Origin of the sequence: Actinokineospora globicatena (assembly GCF_024171945.1) — a bacterium.
Lineage (GTDB): Bacteria > Actinomycetota > Actinomycetes > Mycobacteriales > Pseudonocardiaceae > Actinokineospora > Actinokineospora globicatena.
The window spans coordinates 211849-230395 of record NZ_JAMTCR010000007.1 but is presented as its reverse complement, the minus strand read 5'-3'; the positions used below and the strand labels follow the sequence as shown (position 1 = coordinate 230395).

The window sequence follows — 18547 nt, the reverse complement described above, 5'->3', positions numbered from 1 at the left end:
CCGTCACCGCCTACACGCGCGGGTGGGTCGGGGGAGTTCACGCGACTTTCCCGCTACGCCGCCGCGTAACCCGAAGTTCACCGAACCCGGCTGAACCCTCGCCGGTACCCCGGCCGTGTCCTGGGCATGGCCACCACCGCAGCCGCGGGTTCCGGCGAGATGTGCAGGCTGACCATTTGCGGGCCTGCCTCCCGGGTCGAACTCGCCGTCCCAGCCCACGTCCCGCTCGCCGACCTGATGCCGACGGTGCTCGGCCACCTCGACCCCGCGCTGGCCACCACCGGCCTCGCGCACGGGGGCTGGGTGCTGCAGCGCCTCGGCGAGCCGCCGCTCGACGAGGACCACGGCACCGCCGCCCTCGGTCTCTACGACGGCGATCTGCTGCACCTGCGGCCGCGGGACGCGCTGCTGCCGCTGGTCGACTTCGACGACCTGGTCGACGGCATCCACACCGGACTGTCGGCCCGGGAGGACAAGTGGCGGCCCGCGTTGACCAGGCGGGTGCTGGTGATCCTGATGGGGTTGGTCGCCGCCGCGACGGTGTTCGCCGCGGGCTCCAACGCCATCTTCGCCGGTGCCGTCGCCGTGGTGCTCTTGGGTGGCGCTGCCGCCGCGAGTCGTGCGCTGGGTGACCGCTCTGCCGCGTTGGCCCTAGCCGCGCTCGGTACGACTTCCGCCGCGTTGGCGGGGTTGGCCATCCCGGCCGGTACGCACCCACTGGGCAGTCTGTTCACCGGGCCGGGTGTGCTGGCGGGAGCTGCCGCCGCAACCGTAGCCGCCGTCGTCGCCCGTATCGCGGTGGGTGGAGCTGACGCACCGTTCACGGCGGTAGGCCTAGCAACGCTTCTTGCCACTATCGGCGGTGGATTCTCGACAGCGACAGGGTTCGGTAGCGCTGCCGCGGCGGCGGTGACACTGGTTCTCGCTCTAGCACTGGTCAGGGCCGCGCCGCTCGCATCAGCGAGGTTGGCCGGTCTGGCTGTCGACCAGGTACCGACGAGCGCGGTCGAGTTCCAGCAAGACCTCGACCCACAGCCCAGCGCACGAGTCCTCGATAGCGCTAACCGCGCGAACGCTTACCTGACATCGTTTTTCCTCGCGCTGGGTGCTGTGGCCGGTGTGTCCCTGGTGATCCTCGCGTTCACCAGCAAGTGGGACGCGAAGACCCTCACCGCCGTGGCCGCGATCATGATGCTGCTGCACGCCAGGGAACTGTCGGCGACACTCCATCGGGTGGCATCGCTGGCGCCCGCCGTCGCAGGCCTCTTCGCCCTGCTCATCTCTGGTACAACGGATGTGGGGCAAGCGTTCCGGCCCATCGTCCTCGGTGGACTGGTGGTCGCGACGGGCCTGGTGCTGGCCGCCGCGCACGTCATCCCGGAACGCAAACTGGTCCCGCGCTGGGGCCGCTGGGGCGATCTCCTGCACTGGGCAACGGCGCTCGCGGTCATCCCGCTGGCGCTGTCGGTCGCGGGTGTCTACACCGCGGTCATGTCCGCCTGGTCCTAGTGAACCTTCCCGTGAACCTTCCACCCCGTCCCACCCGTGTACCCACTGACACCGGCTGCTAGCGAGAAACCGAGCGGAGGCAAGACATGTACAGCAGGCGCGACCAGGTGCAGGCCCACTCGTTCCTCGTCGGCAGGCTGGTGAGCGCGGTCCTGCGGGTCGACCCCGACGCGCTGGACCGGCCGCTGCGCCGCAGCGTCGTCGGCCTCTTCGGCGGCACCGCGGTCGCCGGGCTGGTGCTGGTCGTGCTCCTGGTGATCGGCCTGCTCTCCCCGGGCGGCGGTGACGCCTGGCGGGAGCCGGGCGCGCTCATCGTGGCCGAGGACACCGGCAGCCGCTACGTCATGGTCGAGGGCAGGCTCCGCCCGGTCCTCAACTACGCCTCGGCCCGGTTGCTGCTCGGCGCCGCCCCCAAGGTCGCCACCGTCGACTCCGCCGACCTCGCCGGGATGCCGCAGGGCGGCCCGGTCGGGATCATGGGCGCGCCGGACACGCTGCCCGCCGCCGGTGGCGCGCCCCGGGCCTGGACCGTCTGCTCGATGTCCACACCGGACGGACCGGCGGTGGCCCTCGCGCTCACCGCGGACGGCCGCCAGGTCCCGGTCGCCGACGGCGCGCTGCTCGTGCGCACCCCCAACGGGTCCACGTACCTGGTCTGGCGGGAGCGCCGGATGCGGATCGCCGAGAACTGGGTCCCCACCGCGCTCGGGCTCAACCCCAGCACCGCGGTGCGGGTCACCGAGTCCTGGCTCAACGCGCTGCCCGCGGGCCCGGACCTGGGCTCGCCCAAGGTCCAGCGCGGCGGCGACGGCCCGGTGATCGCCGGTAGGCCCACCACCATCGGACTGCTCATCCAGGTCCCCGAAGCCGTTGTGGGGGACCGCTTCTACCTCGTGCAGCCGGGGGGCCTGCTCCCCGTCAGCGCTACCGTCGCCGCTCTGCTGGTGGCCGACCCGGCCGCGGTGGAACCACCGCGCCAGGTGACCGGCTCCGCGCTGGCCGCGTCGACCATGCTCCCCGCCCTCGACTGGCAGGGCGCCCTGCCGCCCGAGCCGCCCACGCAGCTGGAGCTCGGGGACGGCGCGCCGTGCGTGCGGTGGGCGGGGGACAAGGCCGAGGTCGTGGTCGGCCCCAAGGTCGGTGGCAACCCCGATCCCGCCGTGCAGGGCGCGGTCCGCGACAACCGCACCGCCGACCGCGTGCTCGTCGCGCCCGGCGCCGGGTTGCTCGTGCGGACCCGCCCGGCCCCCGGCGTCCCTGGCGCGGGCCTGTACCTCGTCACCGACGCAGGCACCAAGTTCCCCGTCGCGAGCGGTGACGCCGCCGCCGCGCTGGGCCAACCCGCCGACAGCGCCGCGCAGGTCCCCGCGGACCTCATCGCGCTGCTGCCGACCGGGCCCGTGCTCGACAAGATCGCCTGACACCCCAAGGAGACACGAAGATGGCCAACCGCTACGGCTACGACGACGCCACCCTGCAGGGCATCATCACCGCCACCGAGACCAGCCTGCAGAACATGGGCACCCTCAACCAGAACGTCATGGGCATCCAGGCGATGCTGCCCTCGGTCAACAACTCGACCTCGGGCATGAAGCTCGCCGCCGCCATCGGCGACTGGACCGGCGACTTCAACGTCGTCAAGACCCAGCTCGAGGCGCTCAACGGCAAGGCGACCGCGCTGCTGCAGACCAACCGCACCGCCGACACCGACGCCGACTCGGCCTCCAACGGCGCCGCCTGACCCACCCCGCTCGGCCCCCTTCTCGCCCCAGCCCCGCCCTCGGAAAGGACACCACCATGACCGCCTTCGACATCGACCACGACGGCTACCTCGAGCTCAACGAGCAGCTCTACATGTACGTCCGCCAGCTCGGCGACATCCTCACCAACCTCAACGCCTCGCTCAAGAACATCGAGGTCGCCACCCAGGGCAAGGCGACGCCGCTGTGGCAGGAGGCCCAGCACCAGTGGACGATCACCTACACCGACATGGAGACCAAGCTGAACTCCCAGTCGCTGTCGTCGATCAACGTGCACGAGATCTTCTCCGAGGGTGACAGCCGCGGCCAGGGCATCATGCTGGGCTGATCCCCGCACCGCACTCCGGTCCCGCCCGCTCGTCCGAGCACGGTGCGGACCGGGCCAGGTCCCCGCGGCGGCGCCACGGTCCACTCGCTCCACAGTGGACCCGTGGCGCCCCGCCCCCCGAACACCCCCACCGCACGAGGAGAACCCGATCATGGCCAACATCACCTTCGACGAGGAGCGCTACAACCAGCTGATCCGCGTCCTCGACGACATGGAGGACGCGCTGCGGCTGTCCACCGACTCCGACACCATGCCGCTCGACTCCGACTTCACCGTCCAGCCCGGCACCCAGAAGTGGCAGACCGCCATCACCCTGGTCACCAAGGGCAAGGAGTTCGGCGGCTCGGTCGAGCAGCAGAACGAGGCGATCCGCCAGGCCATCGTCAAGTTCCGCAACGCGCTGGTGGCGGCCAAGGGGATCTTCAAGGAGACCGACGACCTGGCTGAGTACGACATCACCCGGTTCATCGCCGAGTTCCCCGACTTCAACGTCGGCGGCGGGTTCAGCGGCACCCCCGGCAAGTAGCCAGCAGGCACCGACCTAGGAGCGACACCGATGCCAGACCCCACGATCCCCGCGACCGGGGACTTCTCCGCCGCGACCTTCGAGCAGATCCTGTTCGCGGTCACCGGCCTGGGCAGCGACCTCCACGCCCTCCTCGAGAACGGTGGTGGGACTGGCGAGTCGCCGAACACGTGGTTCACCTTCACCCCGCCCGGCTCGGCGTCGAACTCCTTCTCCTACCGCGCGTGGGACAAGTACTACTTCGGCGCCGACTTCAACATGACCGCGTTCAACGCGTGGAACACCGCCTGGAACAACATCAACGACGTGGTGAACCGGGCCTCGACCGGGGTCGCCGGGCTGATGAACCGCCCGCACCTCGACGCCTCCCGCGCGGTGGTCAACAAGTACCTGACCTTCCTCGACGCCCAGCGCACCTCGACCAAGTCCTGGGCCGACAGCCTCGACAGCGACGACAGCGCCTTCAAGGGCAAGGCCGCCTACGCGATCCAGGTGAACCTGCGCAGGCTCAACTTCACCTTCAACGACCTGCACACCCAGATCACCCTGGACCGCACCCCGTCGACCCCGGTCGGCCTGGAGGCGGCGTCCACCGCGCTGGCCGCGTTCGGCACCGCGATGTACAACGCGTGGCAGGAGCAGGCCACCTTCCTGCTCAACGCCCCGATGAACACCGCGAACTCCTTCGTCGGCAACGTCAACCAGTACATCAAGAACGCGGGCATCGACGTCTCGACCAAGGGCGGCTCCCCGCCCTACCTGCTCGACCAGTGGGGCGCGGGGGACCGGGCCAAGGCCGAGCAGTTCATCAAGGACGCCTTCGCCCGCTACAGCACCAGTGGCGCCCCGGCGATGCCCACCGACTTCGGCACCGTCACCAGCGACCTCACCAGGGGGGACACCTGGCTGGCGGTCAACACCGGCATCAGCAAGGTCGCCATGGTCGCGATGACCAAGCTCGACACCGCGGCCCGCACCGCGCTGGCGAACCTGGAGACCGCCTACCGGCGCGCCGCCAAGGGCCTCGGCGACCTCAAGACCAACCAGCCGCCCACCATCGGCAGCCCGCCACCGGACCCGAACACCAATCCCAACGGTCCCAACGGGAACACGAACGTCCCGCCGCCCCCGAACGGGAACACGAACGTGCCCCCGCCGCCCAGCGGCAACACGAACGTGCCCCCGCCCAGCGGGTTCACCAACTCCCCGGACGGCGGCCCCAACGGTGGGCCCAACGGCGGCCCGAACCTGCCGGACCCCAACGGCGGGTTGAACCTGCCCGGCGGTCCTAACGGTGGCCCCAACGGCGGCATCAACGGTGGTCTCGGCCCCAACGGCCTGCCGGAGAGCATCGGCGGGCTCGGTGACCCGGCCAACGGTGGCGTCAACGGCGGTGGACCCAACGGTGGTGCCAACGGCGGGTTCGTGCCGCCGTTGCTGCCGCCCAGCCTGCGCCCCGGTGGTGGCCGCGACAACGAGAACGCCAACGGCGGCACCAACCTGCCCAATCTCCCCGGCCTGGACAACCCGGCCGACGGGACGATCGACGACGACGGCTGGTCGCCCGGCCAGCCCGTCACCCGGCCGCCGACCGGTGGCCTGCCCGGCGGGTTGCCCGGCGGGTCCACGGGGGGCGCGCCCAACGGCGGCGTCAGCTTCGGCCCCGGCTCGTTGCCGGGCACCGGCCCCGTGCCCGGACTCGGCGGCGGCGGTCTCGGAGGTGGCCTCGGCGGCGGCCTGGGTGGCGGTTTAGGCGGTGGACTCGGCGGTTCGGGTCTCGACGCCTGGGGCGCGGCGGGCGGCGGTGCCGGGGTCGGTGCCGACGGGTCGTTCGGCACCGGCGGCGGTCTCGGCGCGGACGGTGCCTTCGGCGCAGGCGGCGGCGCTGGCGGCGGTCTCGGCGGTGGCCTCGGCGACGGATCGCCGTTCGGCAGCGGCTCCGGCGAGGGCTGGTCGGACTGGTCCGGTGGCGGCGACGGGACCGGCGGCCAGGGCGCCCCCGGCAGCACCGGCGCCAACGCCGACCAACGCGGTGGCATGCCGTTCTTCCCGCCGATGATGGGCGGCATGGGCGGCATGGGCAACCGCGGCGGCGAGGAGAAGGAGCGCGAGCGCACCACCTGGCTCTCGGAGGACGAGAAGGTGTGGGGCACCGACGCCGCGGTCGGCGACGGCGTCATCGGCCGCCCGGACTCCGGCGAGCCCGAGACCGACGAGCCCTTGGTCGCCACCCACGTGCACCTGCGGTCCACCACCCCGGCCAGCCGGGCCAAGGCCGCCGAGCGCGAGGAGCGCGACGCCACCGGCACCTCCGCCACCAGCTCCGGCTGACGCGGCGACCGCCCGGGGCCACCCGGCCCCGGGCGGTCTGTCCACTGTGTCCGGTGAACCCGCCGCCGGTGCCCGCACGTGTGAGAGCTGTGCGGGTCCCGGCGGGCACCGCGCTCGCGCACCGGTGAAGTCCACGACAGCGGTGGAGTCACGACAGCGGCGAAGTCCACGACCACGGCGAAGTCCACGACAACGGAGAGGAGCGGGGCGGATGTCCACCCCACTGCACAACGAGTTGGCCACCGCGCTGGCCGAGCTGCGCGAGCAGCAGGAGCGGATCGCGCTCGCGGTCGACACCGTCGCCAAGGCCACCACCACCGTCACCACCGAGGACCGGATGGTCGAGGCGACCGTCGACGGCCAGGGCAAGCTCACCGAGCTGAAGTTCACCGGCCGCCGCTGGCGCGACCTGGCGCCCAAGGAGCTGGCCGCCCGGCTGGTCGAGGTGATCGGCAAGGCCCAGGAGCAGTCCTCCCGCTCGAGCGCCGAGGTGTTCGCCGGGGTGATGCCCGGCGGGGTGGCCCCGTCGATGTTCGACATGTCCGACGCCGCCACCGTCAACGCCGAGATCGGCGCCATGTTCGACCGGGCCGTCAAGGAGTGGCGATGAGCAGGCTCTCGGTCGACCCCGAGGGCCTGCGCCAGGGCGGGGTGAACATCCAGGCCACCGTGGACCTCGCGGTCAACATCTGCAACGAGCTGTTCGTGGCCGCCGACGAGAACCGCGGCGCGGGCGGCACCGGGGAGATCGGCGAGAAGTTCGACAGCGGCTACCGGCCGGGGGAGGAGCAGGGGCTCAAGTTCCTGCGCCTGCTGCAGCGCACCATCGGCGAGACCGGCAGCCGCACCGTCAAGACCGCCGGGGTGTTCAGCGAGACCTCCGACGACGCCGAGGCCGCGGTCCGGCCCTGATTCCGGTGCTGCGAGGGGGGTGACGACCGATGGCCATGATGGTGCCCGACGAGGTCCGCAAGCTGTTCCAGGTGCTCACCGGCGAGGAGTGGCCGGACGCCAACGAGGACAAGCTGCGCGCTCTCGCCGACGCGTGGGACCGGGCCGCCTTCCGGCTCACCGGTGAGCTCGCCCCGCAGCTGCGCACCGCGGTCGTCACCATCCGGTCGAACTTCGACGGCGCCGCCGAGCGGGCCTTCGCCAACCGCATGGCGCCCTACGTCGAGGGCGCGAACAACTACCTGTCCATCGCCGACGAGCAGTTCCGCGCGCTGGCCAAGTTCCTGCGCGACCTGGCGCTGGAGGTCGAGTACGTCAAGCTGGTCTCGATCCTGTCGCTGATCATGCTGATCGCCGAGATCGCCTGGGCCATCGCCGCCGCCTTCGGCACCGCGGGCGCCAGCATGGCCTGGTTGGCCGCCCGGATGGCGATCGTGCGCTGGCTGCTCAAGTCGCTGCTGGGCAGGCTGCTGATCAAGGTCGTCCAGGCGCAGGTCGTCGGCATCGCCTTCCAGTTGGTCATCGACGTGGTCGCGCAGCTGATCCAGTTCGGCATGGGCACCCGCACCGAGTGGAACCCCAAGTACACCGCCAGCGCCGCCGCCGTCGGCGCCCTCGGTGGCGCGCTGACCCTGCCGCTGGCCGGGTTCGGCAAGGCGATCGCGCACATCACCACCTCCGGTCTGGACTCGTGGCTCGGCAAGATCGGCAAGGACGCCTTCGACTGGCACAAGGTGATCCCCGACAAGATCACCGAGATCGGCATCGAGGCCTTCCACGAGACGCTCACCGAGGCCCTCTACAAGTACGCCACCGAGGGCGAGTTCGAGATGAACCCGTACTCCACCACCTCCGGCGCCGTCTCCGGCACCGGCGGCGTGGTCGGTGGCGCCATCGGTGCCGCCCTCGCCCCGCCCAAGCCCGCCCCCACCAACGGCGCCACCGGCCCCGGCCCCGAGACCCGCCCGAAGAACATGACCGGCGACGGCACACCCCCCGGCCAGTCCGGCGGCTCAACCCCACCGCCGACCACGTCCACCACCATCACCACCCCGAACCTCACCAACCCGACTCTCGGCGGCACCAACTCGACAACCACCGGCGGCGGCACCGGTCAGGGCTCCACCGGCACCAACCAACCGGTCACCCAGGCCCCGCCGATCACCCCGCCCGGCCAGGTCCCCGGCCAGACGGTCACCACCGGCTCCGGGCAGTCCACCACCACCCCCGTGACCCAGCCCGGCCAGAACCCGGTCACGCAGCCTGGCCAGAACCCGGTGACCCAGCCCGGGCAGAACCCGGTCACGCAGCCCGGGCAGAACCCCGTGTCCCAGACCCCCGTCACGCAGACCCCGGTCACCGAGACCCCGGTGACCGAGACCCCGACCACGCAGACCCCCGCGAACCAGACCTCCACCGGCCAGCCCCAGTCCCAGACCCCGGTCGGCCAGACCCAGACCGGGCAAACCCAGACTGGTCAGACCCAGACCGGGCAATCGCAGACCGGCCAATCTCAGACGGGCCAGAGTCAGACCGGGCAATCCCAGACGGGTCAGACCCAGACGGGTCAGTCGCAGACCGGGCAGTCGCAGACGAGTCAGAGCACGCAGGGCTCGACCGGCACCTCGCAGTCGACCCAGGGGCAGACCCCCGGCAACAGCCAGTCAACGACCCAGTCGAGCACCGCGCAGTCCACCACCGCGCAGTCCACGACCTCGCAGTCGAACACCACCCAGTCGACCACTCAGTCGAGCACCAGCCAATCGACGACGCAGTCGAGCACCTCGCAGTCCACGACGTCGAACCAGCAGTCGACGACGCAGTCGAGCACCACCCAGCAGTCGACGACCGGCCACCAGCCCGGCCAGTCCGGAACCACCGGCCAGTCGACCTCCACCAGCCAGTCGCCCGCCGCCCAGTCGACCACCTCGCAGACCACCGTCCAGTCCACCACCACCCAGTCCGGCGGCACCCAGTCCAGCACAACCCAATCCACCACCACCCAGCCCGGCGGCACCCAGTCCACCACGCAACCGAGCACGTCCCAGTCGAACACCACGCAGTCCAGCACCACCCAGTCGAACACCACCCAGTCGACCCAGTCCTCGACCTCCACCACCAAGCCGACCACCCCGTCCACCACCCCCACGACCACCTCCCAGTCGTCCACCCAGACCCAGCAGTCCACCTCCGCCAAGACCACGGCTCCCACCACACCAACCACCCCCACCGCCAAACCGGTCACCGCCGCGGCCCAGGCAGGCATCACCGGCACCAAGTCGGCCATCCCCGTCAAAACACCCCCCAAGCCCCCCGCGAAGCTCACCAAGCTCCCCCCGGCGAGCCGAAAGTCCACTTCGGACAGTGCGAGCAGCCCCGCCAAGCCGACCACCACCCCGCCGGTCAAGGTCACCACCTCCGCCACCCAGCAGCAGGCCGCCGTCATCGGTGGTCCGCCGTCAGCCAAGCGCCCCCGTCGTGAGGCCCCGACCGCGCCGGGGTTCAAGCCCAAGAGTGCGAGGTTCCAGGACTTCCGCACCTGGGTCGGCGGTATCAACAGCGCCAACGGGGTCATCAACTGCGTCAACGCCGCCGTCGCGTTCCACTCGACGTGGCGCGGGAATCCCACCACCGCGAGTCCCAACCGCGCCGACACCAGTGTCGCCAGTGAGCGGACCGGGTACGCGCCCGCCTACCTCGGTGAGGGCCGGGCCGCGATCGCCGAGGTGGAGAAGCGGGTCAGGCGCGGCGGGCACGGGACCGACGCCATCGTCTTCACCACGCCGCCCAACGCCACCGACGGGCACGCCTGGAACGTGGTCAACCAGGGTGGCGAGGTGTCCCATGTGGACGCCCAGGACGGCACGTGGTCCGACACCGCCCCGCCCGCTGGCAAGGTGTGGGCGATCGTGCTCGACCCGGAGGGCACCTTCGTCGACGGCGACACCGTCGACAACGCGGGCAGCACCGGTCCCCAGGCCATCGGCGACTCGTTCGGCGTGCGGCCGCCCAACAACATCAACGTCCTGGCCAACCAGGAACTCACCACCATCCAGGGCCTGCGCGACCAGGCGGACCTCGCGGTGCGCCGCGCCGAGCAGGCCAACCGGTCCGCGCAGGCCCAGGTGCACGGCGCCGCCGAGCCGCACCGCCAGGCCCAGGCCGCGGTCGGCGCGACCCAGGCCGTGGCGACCCCGCTGGTGCAGCACCTCAACGGCGTGCGGGCGCAGATCAACACCGCGATCGGCACCCTCAACCTCCAGGTGCAGACCGAGAGCGGCCTGCAGCGCCAGGTCGACCAGGCGGACCAGGCCGAGGACGCCGCCGGGATCGCGCTCGACGACGCGCAGCGCCTGCTCGACAACGCCGCCCCCGCGAACCAGGCCGCCGCCGCCATCGCCCGCGACGGCAGGCAGACCGCGCTCACCACGCTGGCCGCCAACAACGCCCCGGTGCGCGCCCAGCTCTTGCAGGCCACCCAGAACCGCAGGCAGACCCAGGCCCAGATCGCCGCGCTGCGCCTGCAAGAGGCCGCCGCCCACGACGCCGCCCGTGGTCCGCAGGCGTCCGCGACCGCCGCCGCGACCGCCGCGGTCACCGCGACCCAGCGACTGGGTGCGGCCACGACCGAGATGAACCTGACCACCGGCCACTACAACGCCGCCCAGGGCCACCAGCAGACCGTCGCGCAGCACCTGGCGAACGCGGCCACCGTCGTGACCCAGATCCAGACCGCCGCCGCCCTCGAGGCCACCCGGCACAACACGGCCCAGACCGCCAACACCACCGCGAACACCGCCGAGCAGGGTGTCCGCGACCTCGAGCAGCAGGTCGGGCAGCTCGACACCCGCGTCAACGGCATCCAGGACACCGTCAACCAGGCCAAGCTCGACCTCGCGCGGGACAAGCGCGACCTGGCCACCGCCCGCGCCCAGCAGGCCAACCAGAACAACGCGGGCTCGAGCTCGACCGCCCAACAGCCCCAGACCGCTACCCAGCAGTCTCCGGCCACCCAGCCGTCCCCGGCGATCAAGGCCATGGAAACCGCCATCACCAAGGCGGAGGAGCGGATCACCGCGCAGGAAGCCGAGATCGCCAGGCTGGGCAGGCAGCGCGGGACGATCACCACCCAGCTCGGCATCGACCGGCCCGAGGCGGTGCGCCTGCGCGGTCTGGCGGACGCCGCGCAGCTGGCCGCCGACCAGCAGGCCGACATCGTCAACACCCTGCACACCACGCTGGTCACCCACCGCACCAACGCGCAGCTGGCGGCGCAGAACGCCACCGCGTCGGCCACCTCGGCGAACAACACCGCCCGCAACGCCAAGGACGCCGCCGCCGACGTCAAGACCGCCGCCAAGCAGGGCGACGTCGAGCGCGGCCTGACCCTGCTCACCGACGTCCCGTTCGCCGACCGGATCGTCATGGAGCGCCTCGGCGACACCACCGGCGTCGCGAACGCGGTCACCGGCCTGTTCGCCGATCACGCCGCGGTGGCCGCCCGGGCGGGTCAGCAGGCTGCCACCGCCGTCGAGAACCACCTCGGCGACATCGTCAACCAGGGCCACGAGATCACCGTCGACCTGCCCGACGGCACCACGGCCAAGGTCCTGCTCACCGGCCGACCCCGGCGCCCCGGCGACACCCGCAAGGCGGCGACGGTCAACGCCGTGCCCAACTCGCACCCCGACGTCGTCAAGACCAGGCGCGACGACACGCACAACCCGTCCGCCGTGTCGACCTCGAGCAACCTGCCCTTCCGCGTCCCGTTCGTCTCGCTGGCCCCGATCGTCGACGGCGGCCTGTTCCTGCGCCCGATCGCCTCCGCCGGGTTCACCGCCAAGCGCTCGCAGGGCATGACCGCCAACGACATCAGCAGGCCGGGTGTGCGCACCGGCGACCGGCCGTGGGTGGAGACCGACTTCGAGATCGTCGCCACCCGCATCGGCGGCCCGACCGGCCCGGCGACCGCCACCGTCGCGGGCGGTATGCGCGTCCCGGCCGTGGTGCCCTCCGCCCCCGCTCCGCAGCCGCTGCCCGTCGTCGGCCGCTCCGAGCTGACCTCCGACGCCGTGCGCATCCCCACCGCGTTCACCGACGGCGTCGCCACCGCGCTGGGCACCACCGAGCACCGCCCGGAGATCACCTCCCTGCTCGGCTCCCAGCAGGTGCGGCACATGCCCAACAACGGCTCCGTCACCGAGACCATCAACGGCACCCAGGTCACCATCACCCCCAACGGCGCGCCGCAGATCACCCTGGTCGGCCCGTCCACCAAGGTCGACGAGCAGCGCACCGGCGTGAACCCGTCCTCGGTGATCACCAAGGGCAGCGACGCGACCGCCGCCCTGGCCTTCGCGGTCGGCAAGGACGTCCCCGGTCTGCAGTGGTTCGTCGGCCTGTTCTCCGACTTCTCCAGCGGCCGCACCGGCGGGTACAGCCGTGGCAACGAGTCCGCTGTGGAGCGCAACTCCTCCCAGCCGGACCTCGTCTACCAGGTAACCCGACCGCTGACCGTTACCGCTAACGGCAACCAGGTCAACGACACCGTAACCGAGCTGGTCACCGTCCCGGTGCCGTTGGCCAGACAGCTCAACCTGGCTCTCCCCACGCACCTGGACCCGGCCAACACGCAGGTCCGCACGGCGGGCAACCAGCCTTACGTCATCGGCACCGACGACATCACCGGTGTGCCCGGCAAGGACCAGATCCTCGCCTTCATCACCAACGGCCTCGACGACATCGGCGAGGCGGCGGTGGAGGCGAAGTTCGACTCCGACCCCAAGACGGTGACGGCGCTGTTCAACTCCATGCACGGCGGCGAGGAGGTCACCTGGATCGCCGACGGGCGGCTGCACAAGCTGGAGATCTTCACCCAGATCGTGCCGCCCGCCGCGAGCTACCCGTCCGGGCAGGTCAAGGGCACGGTGCAGGACCAGGTCACCTCGCAGCGCAGGCGCACCGACCAGATGAGCCGCAACGCCAAGCTCGGTGTCGGCGGCGAGGTCCGGCCCACCTTCAGCGGCGACAAGCCCGCCAACGGCAACCCGAACGCGAGCGGCACGGCGTCCCAGGGCCTGCCCCGCGTCGTCATCTCCGGCACCTACGAGCGCAACCGCTCCTCCGCCGTCGGTACCAACGGGCGTGACGGCCGCATCACCGCGTACGGCGGCGAGTACCGCGGCTTCGACGGCACCCTGGAGCTCGTGGTCGTGCACCGCGACACCCCGGCGCCCAACTGGTTCCGCCGGGTGTTCATGGGCGGCAAGATGACCTTCGGCCCGTCCTCGCAGAACCGGCTCACCGAGCCGACCGCCGCCTCGGTCGACACCGCCCGCACCCTCAACTCCGCTGTCCCGGCGGGCAATCCGAGGGTGACCAAGCAGACCATCCCGAACGCGGTGTCCATCTCCGCGCCGGTCGACAAGTTCGCCTGGTCCGACCGCCCCATGGCGCCCTCGCCGATGACCCCGGGCCTCTACGTCGGCACCGCGCCCGCCCAGGCCGCCGGGACCGTCGTGGTCGACCCCACGCTGTTCGGCGAGTTCGCGGGTGTCGAGCACGTGCGGGTCAGTTCGAACTCGACCGAGGGCCTCAACCTGGTCCTGGCCAAGAACGTGCAGACCGTGCCCGTGGTCAACCCGCCCCCGGGCATGCCCCCGGCGGTCACCCGCAACTCACCGTTCATGAGCGGCACCTGGCCGTCCTGGGGCACCCGGACCATGACGGAGACCAACCGCGGCGCGGGCATCCCGCAGCGCCAGTTCCGCTACAAGCTCTCGGACCTCACCAAGCCGGGAACGACCGCCGCCGACGCCATCCGCGGTTTCGTCTCCCAGGTCGGCAGGCGCGGCGCCGCGGTGCTGGGCCTCAACGGGGAGAAAGCCGGACCGCACAAGCTCTTCGAGCCCGGCAGGCTCACCGACATGAACGGCGCCATCGCCGCCACCGCGACCTACTCGTCGCCGCGCGTGGTGGACGTGCGCAAGGACGGCCAGCTGCAGCGCCGCCAGGACGGCGACCTGGTGGTCAACAACAGCAAGCACCGCCAGTTCGGCGTCGAGGCCGAGGTCGCCGTCGACGTCATCCCGCGCCGCTTCCACAGCCTCGGCGCCCGGATCCGGTTGGTCTTCGGCGGCAACAAGCGCTGGGGCAAGGGCAAGGTCGACGAGCTCACCCCCGGCGGCCGCCAGCTCTACAACTACAAGGGTCCGACCGTCTGGATGACGATGGACGTCCGCTACACCTACACCGGCGACGTCAACATCCGGAACTCCGTCAAGACCTCGCAGGCGGAGTCCCTCTCGGTCACCGTCGACGAACCGGACGGCGTGCTCGTGCAGCTCCCGGCCACCACCGCCGCCGAGCTGCTCACCCAGGCCGGGTTGCCGATCCCGCCCGAGGTCCAGGCGGTGCTCCCGGCCCCGCCCGCCGCGACCGGCACCACCCAGCACCTGATCACCGACCCGACCAACCCGGCCTACAACGGCTACGCCTCGCACGGCACGACCACGGTGTTCAACTCGCGCCTGCACGGTCCGGACCCGTTGCGCGACGTCCGGGCCCGGCTCGACCAGATCGGCGTCACCGGCAAGTGGCAGGACGACGTGGTGGAGCGGATCACCGAGCTGCTCTCCAGCCCGCGCGGGCAGATCTCGCTGCGCGACGTGCTCGCCGACACCGGCGTGATCTCCATCCCGAACAACGACCCGTTCTACGCCGACGTGGTCGACGTCCGGATCAGCTCGGTGCCCACCCAGCACGCCCCGGGTGTCCCGGCCCGCCCCGCGCTGCCCAACAACGCGCTGACGCCGAACTCGCAGACCACGTACTCCTACATCACCACCACCGACGCCGCCCAGGAGACCAGTTCCTACAGCCTGGCCGCGGGTCTGCAGAACGACCTGGTGCACCGCAAGGCCGCGCCCAAGGACGCCCAGGGCAACGTCGAGCCCGGTGCCACCGCGGGCAACATCGGCGCGCTGCTCGGCGTCGGCAGGCAGGTCTCGGAGTCGGAGACGTTGCCCGGCAGCAAGACCCTCAAGCCGATGCGGCTGGAGACCTTCGAGCAGCTCGACCGCTCGACCCACGACGTCACCTACGCGCTGGAGATCTCCCGGGTGCGCGTCGCCAACCCCGCGGCGGACGCGTTGACGCTTACCGCGGCCCGGCACTTCAACCGCGACAACATGGCCACCACGCCGGTCACCACGCACGGCTCGGTCGACCTGGTCGCGCCCAAGCCGGGGTCCGCGCCCGCGATGACCGCGCCGACCACCGCGCCGACGTTCGACGTGTTGACCGCCAACCCACTCACCTTGCCGCCGACCGACCCCAACTTCGTCCAGCAGCAGGTGCTCAACCCCGATTCCATGTGGCACCTGGAGTCGCTGGGTTCCGACACCGCCAAGGCGATCCGCGAGGTCGCCTACGCGCAGACGTCGAACGCGCCGGTCCCGGTCGGCAACGCCGTCGCGCGCAACACCTTCCGCACCGCGGGCAACACCCCGTCGCCCTACACCGCGAAGGGCACCACGTCGGAGTACGCGCTGCACACCCTGACCACCGGCACCGGCCTGCACAACGGCGGGTGGTCGATGTTCAGCGACGGCTCGTACTCCACCAAGGGCATCGTCGGCGCCAAGCGCACCTTCCACGACGAGCTGCTCGACGTGTCGATCTCCGGCCGGTTCGTGCCCGGGTCGTTCACCCTGGTGCCGTTGAACAACCCCGGCAAGGTCGACCACGGCCGCGAGACCGAGGACATCACCCTCACCGGGTCCTCCCGCACGGTGACCTGGTCGCGCGGTGTCACCGCGTCCGGTCTCGGCGGCGGCACGGCGAAGGACCCCAACGACAAGCTGACCCCGTCGCCCGCGACCCTGCAGACCACCCCGACCCTCGGTGCCGACAGCGGTATCGCGCAGCCCGAGTCGTGGTCCAACGCCGCGTTCGACCTGACCGTGGTCGCCCAGGGCGGCCGGTCCTACCTGTTCAACGCCAACGCCGAGTTCTACGTGCAGACCACGCCCCGGCGGACCAACGCGCTGCTGGCGAAGATCAAGAGCTGGTTCGGCGGCCAACCGGTCCCGTCCACCGTCAAGATCACCAGCACCGGTGACGTCCGGGTCCGGGTCTGGGAGGCCGACGCGCTGCGCGAGGGCCTGATCACCCTCGCCGACGTCTACACCGCCGCGGGCACCACCCCGCCCGCCGGTCTCGCCTTCACCCCGGTCGCCGACGGCGTGGTCCTGCACCCGCAGGGCACCCCCGCAGTCGTGCCGCCCGGGGTGGTCAACCAGGGCGCGGTCGACGACCTGGGCCGCACGTTGCGCGTCGAGCCGGGCGTCACCCAGAACCAGGTGGTCGACTTCGTCGCCGGGCTCGCCCTCGACCTGCGGCCGCACACCTTCGTCGTCCCGGCGGGCAGCACCTTCACCCCGCAGGACATCGCCGACGCCGTCGCCGCCCGCACCGCGCCCCCGGATGTCGCGGGCACCGCGGTGGCGCCGGACCCGGTCATCCCCGCCTTCACCCCGACCCCGCTGCGCCGCGGCACGCCCGCCGTGCTGACCAACCCGGTCCTGACAAACCCGGTGCTCACCAACCAGGGCGGCAACTCGACCACGCTGGGCAATTCCTCGTCCAGTTCCTCGTCGAGTTCCACGCTGCCCAACCCGTTCGCCGGGACCAGGTCGAACGGCCGGGGCGGGATGAGCACCATCCAGGAGGAGACGACCACCGCGCCGGGCGACGACGGCCCGCCGGGGTCCCAGTCGTTCCAGATGACGACCCTCGGGAGCGGGTCGACCGGCAACCACACCGGCAACCACGCGGGCGACCAGGTCACCGGCCCGTGGAACCCGGCCGACCACGTCACCACGCCCCGGGTCGCCGAGGCCCCGGCCACCGTCGACACCGGCGGCCCCCGGGGTACCAAGCGCTCGCGCGCGGAGTTCGAGTTCGACGACGGCCCGGTCACCCACCCCGAGCCGCCGGGTACCCGCAGCGTCCAGGACACCCTGACCCCGGCGTCGAGCCAGGACGTCCAGGCGCTGGAGGCGGTGGTGCCGAGCGGGGCCAAGTTCACCGACCCGGCCCTGTTCGTCGACCTGGTCAACGGCGACCGCACCGCCCCGGGCCGCGACATCAACTGCGTCGACGCGGTCGTGTCGTTCCACTCGACCTACCACGGTGAACCCCGGGTCGCGGGCATCGGAACCCCAGGTCAGGCCCCTCGCGGCGCGGTCAGCCAGGCCGCCGAGTGGACCTCGTACGCGCCCGAGTTCGTCGGCACCGGCACCAAGGCGCTCGCCGACGTCATCGAGCGGGTCACCCGCGCGGGCCACGGCGCCGACGCCATGCTGATCGCCTTCGGCGCCAACGGCGGTCGCGGCCACGCCTGGAACGTGGTCAACCACCACGGCACCGTGTCCCTGGTCGACCCCCAGCAGGGCACGATCGTGCCCGCCACCCCGGACGCGTTGCCCGGTGTCGGCCGCGTCCACGCGATCCCGCTCGACGCGAACAACCAGTTCATCCCCGGCGCCCCGACCACCCCCGGCTTACCGACCGGGCTCCCGACCGGCATCGCCGCCGACTACGCCAGCACCGCCGCGATGACCACCCCGGACTGGTCGGCGCACGTCGACGAGGTCGGCCAGGAACTCGACACCCTGCTCGAGGTCGTCGACGACGCCCCCGCCGAGACCAAGGCGCACGCCGAGGCCCTGTCCCTGCACCTGCGCAACGTGGACATCCAGCGGATGCGCTCCCTGGCGGCCGCCAACGACGTCATCACCATCCGCGGCACCACCTACACCCTGGTCCCGCACGGCCCCAAGTACCACCTGGTCTCCCACGGCCCCGCCGATCCCGGGTTCGTCGCCGAGCTCGCCGCCTACGTCCTGGGCCGGAGCATCTTCGCCCTGGTCATCGGCGCCGACGCGGAGGCGCCCCAGGTGTTGGAGTTCCCGCCGAAGGGCCGCCCGCTGCCGGTCGAGGAGGGCGTCTTCGCCTACACCGACGGCACCGAGGAGCGGCGGGACGTCTGACGGCCGCCGTCGCGAAGATCACGTCTCGGGTGATCCCGCCGGGACGGTGCATGAGATCGGCTCGATCGGGGAATGTCGGGGACGGCGT

9 protein-coding genes are annotated in these 18547 nt (G+C 71.7%); all 9 read left to right on the top strand.

All coding sequences use genetic code 11. The annotated features are described in order from the left end of the window. The first annotated feature begins 126 nt into the window (after window positions 1-126). The 9 genes from eccD to LV79_RS32070 all read left to right on the top strand — a co-directional run bounded on the left by eccD (window position 127) and on the right by LV79_RS32070 (window position 18459). Window positions 127-1509 carry a type VII secretion integral membrane protein EccD gene (eccD, locus tag LV79_RS32110; protein ID WP_253842070.1) on the top strand — a complete coding sequence of 461 codons (1383 nt, stop codon included), beginning with the start codon at window positions 127-129 and terminating at the stop codon, window positions 1507-1509. 86 nt (window positions 1510-1595) lie between these two features. Further along, entirely contained in the window at window positions 1596-2930 is a 1335-nt protein-coding gene (gene eccB, locus LV79_RS32105; protein ID WP_253842069.1) for a type VII secretion protein EccB, read from the top strand. Between the two features lie 20 nt (window positions 2931-2950). Beyond that, a complete protein-coding gene (locus LV79_RS32100) occupies window positions 2951-3250 on the top strand; it encodes a hypothetical protein (RefSeq protein WP_253842068.1) in 300 nt (99 codons plus the stop codon). Window positions 3251-3306: 56 nt separating this feature from the next. Further along, window positions 3307-3597 carry a hypothetical protein gene (locus tag LV79_RS32095; RefSeq protein ID WP_253842067.1) on the top strand — a complete coding sequence of 97 codons (291 nt, stop codon included), beginning with the start codon at window positions 3307-3309 and terminating at the stop codon, window positions 3595-3597. A 151-nt stretch (window positions 3598-3748) separates the two neighbouring features. Next, entirely contained in the window at window positions 3749-4123 is a 375-nt protein-coding gene (locus LV79_RS32090) for a type III PLP-dependent enzyme domain-containing protein (protein WP_253842066.1), read from the top strand. A gap of 30 nt (window positions 4124-4153) precedes the next feature. Continuing rightward, window positions 4154-6454, top strand: a complete 2301-nt coding sequence (locus LV79_RS32085) for a hypothetical protein (protein ID WP_253842065.1) — start codon at window positions 4154-4156, stop codon at window positions 6452-6454. 211 nt (window positions 6455-6665) lie between these two features. After that, window positions 6666-7064, top strand: a complete 399-nt coding sequence (locus LV79_RS32080; RefSeq protein WP_253842064.1) for a YbaB/EbfC family nucleoid-associated protein — start codon at window positions 6666-6668, stop codon at window positions 7062-7064. Beyond that, a complete protein-coding gene (locus LV79_RS32075; protein ID WP_253842063.1) occupies window positions 7061-7366 on the top strand; it encodes a hypothetical protein in 306 nt (101 codons plus the stop codon). Before LV79_RS32080 ends, LV79_RS32075 begins: the two co-directional genes overlap by 4 nt. Before the next feature lie 29 nt (window positions 7367-7395). Next, window positions 7396-18459 (top strand): toxin glutamine deamidase domain-containing protein, encoded by an 11064-nt coding sequence (locus tag LV79_RS32070; protein ID WP_253842097.1) that lies wholly within the window; start codon window positions 7396-7398, stop codon window positions 18457-18459. Window positions 18460-18547 lie beyond the last annotated feature (88 nt).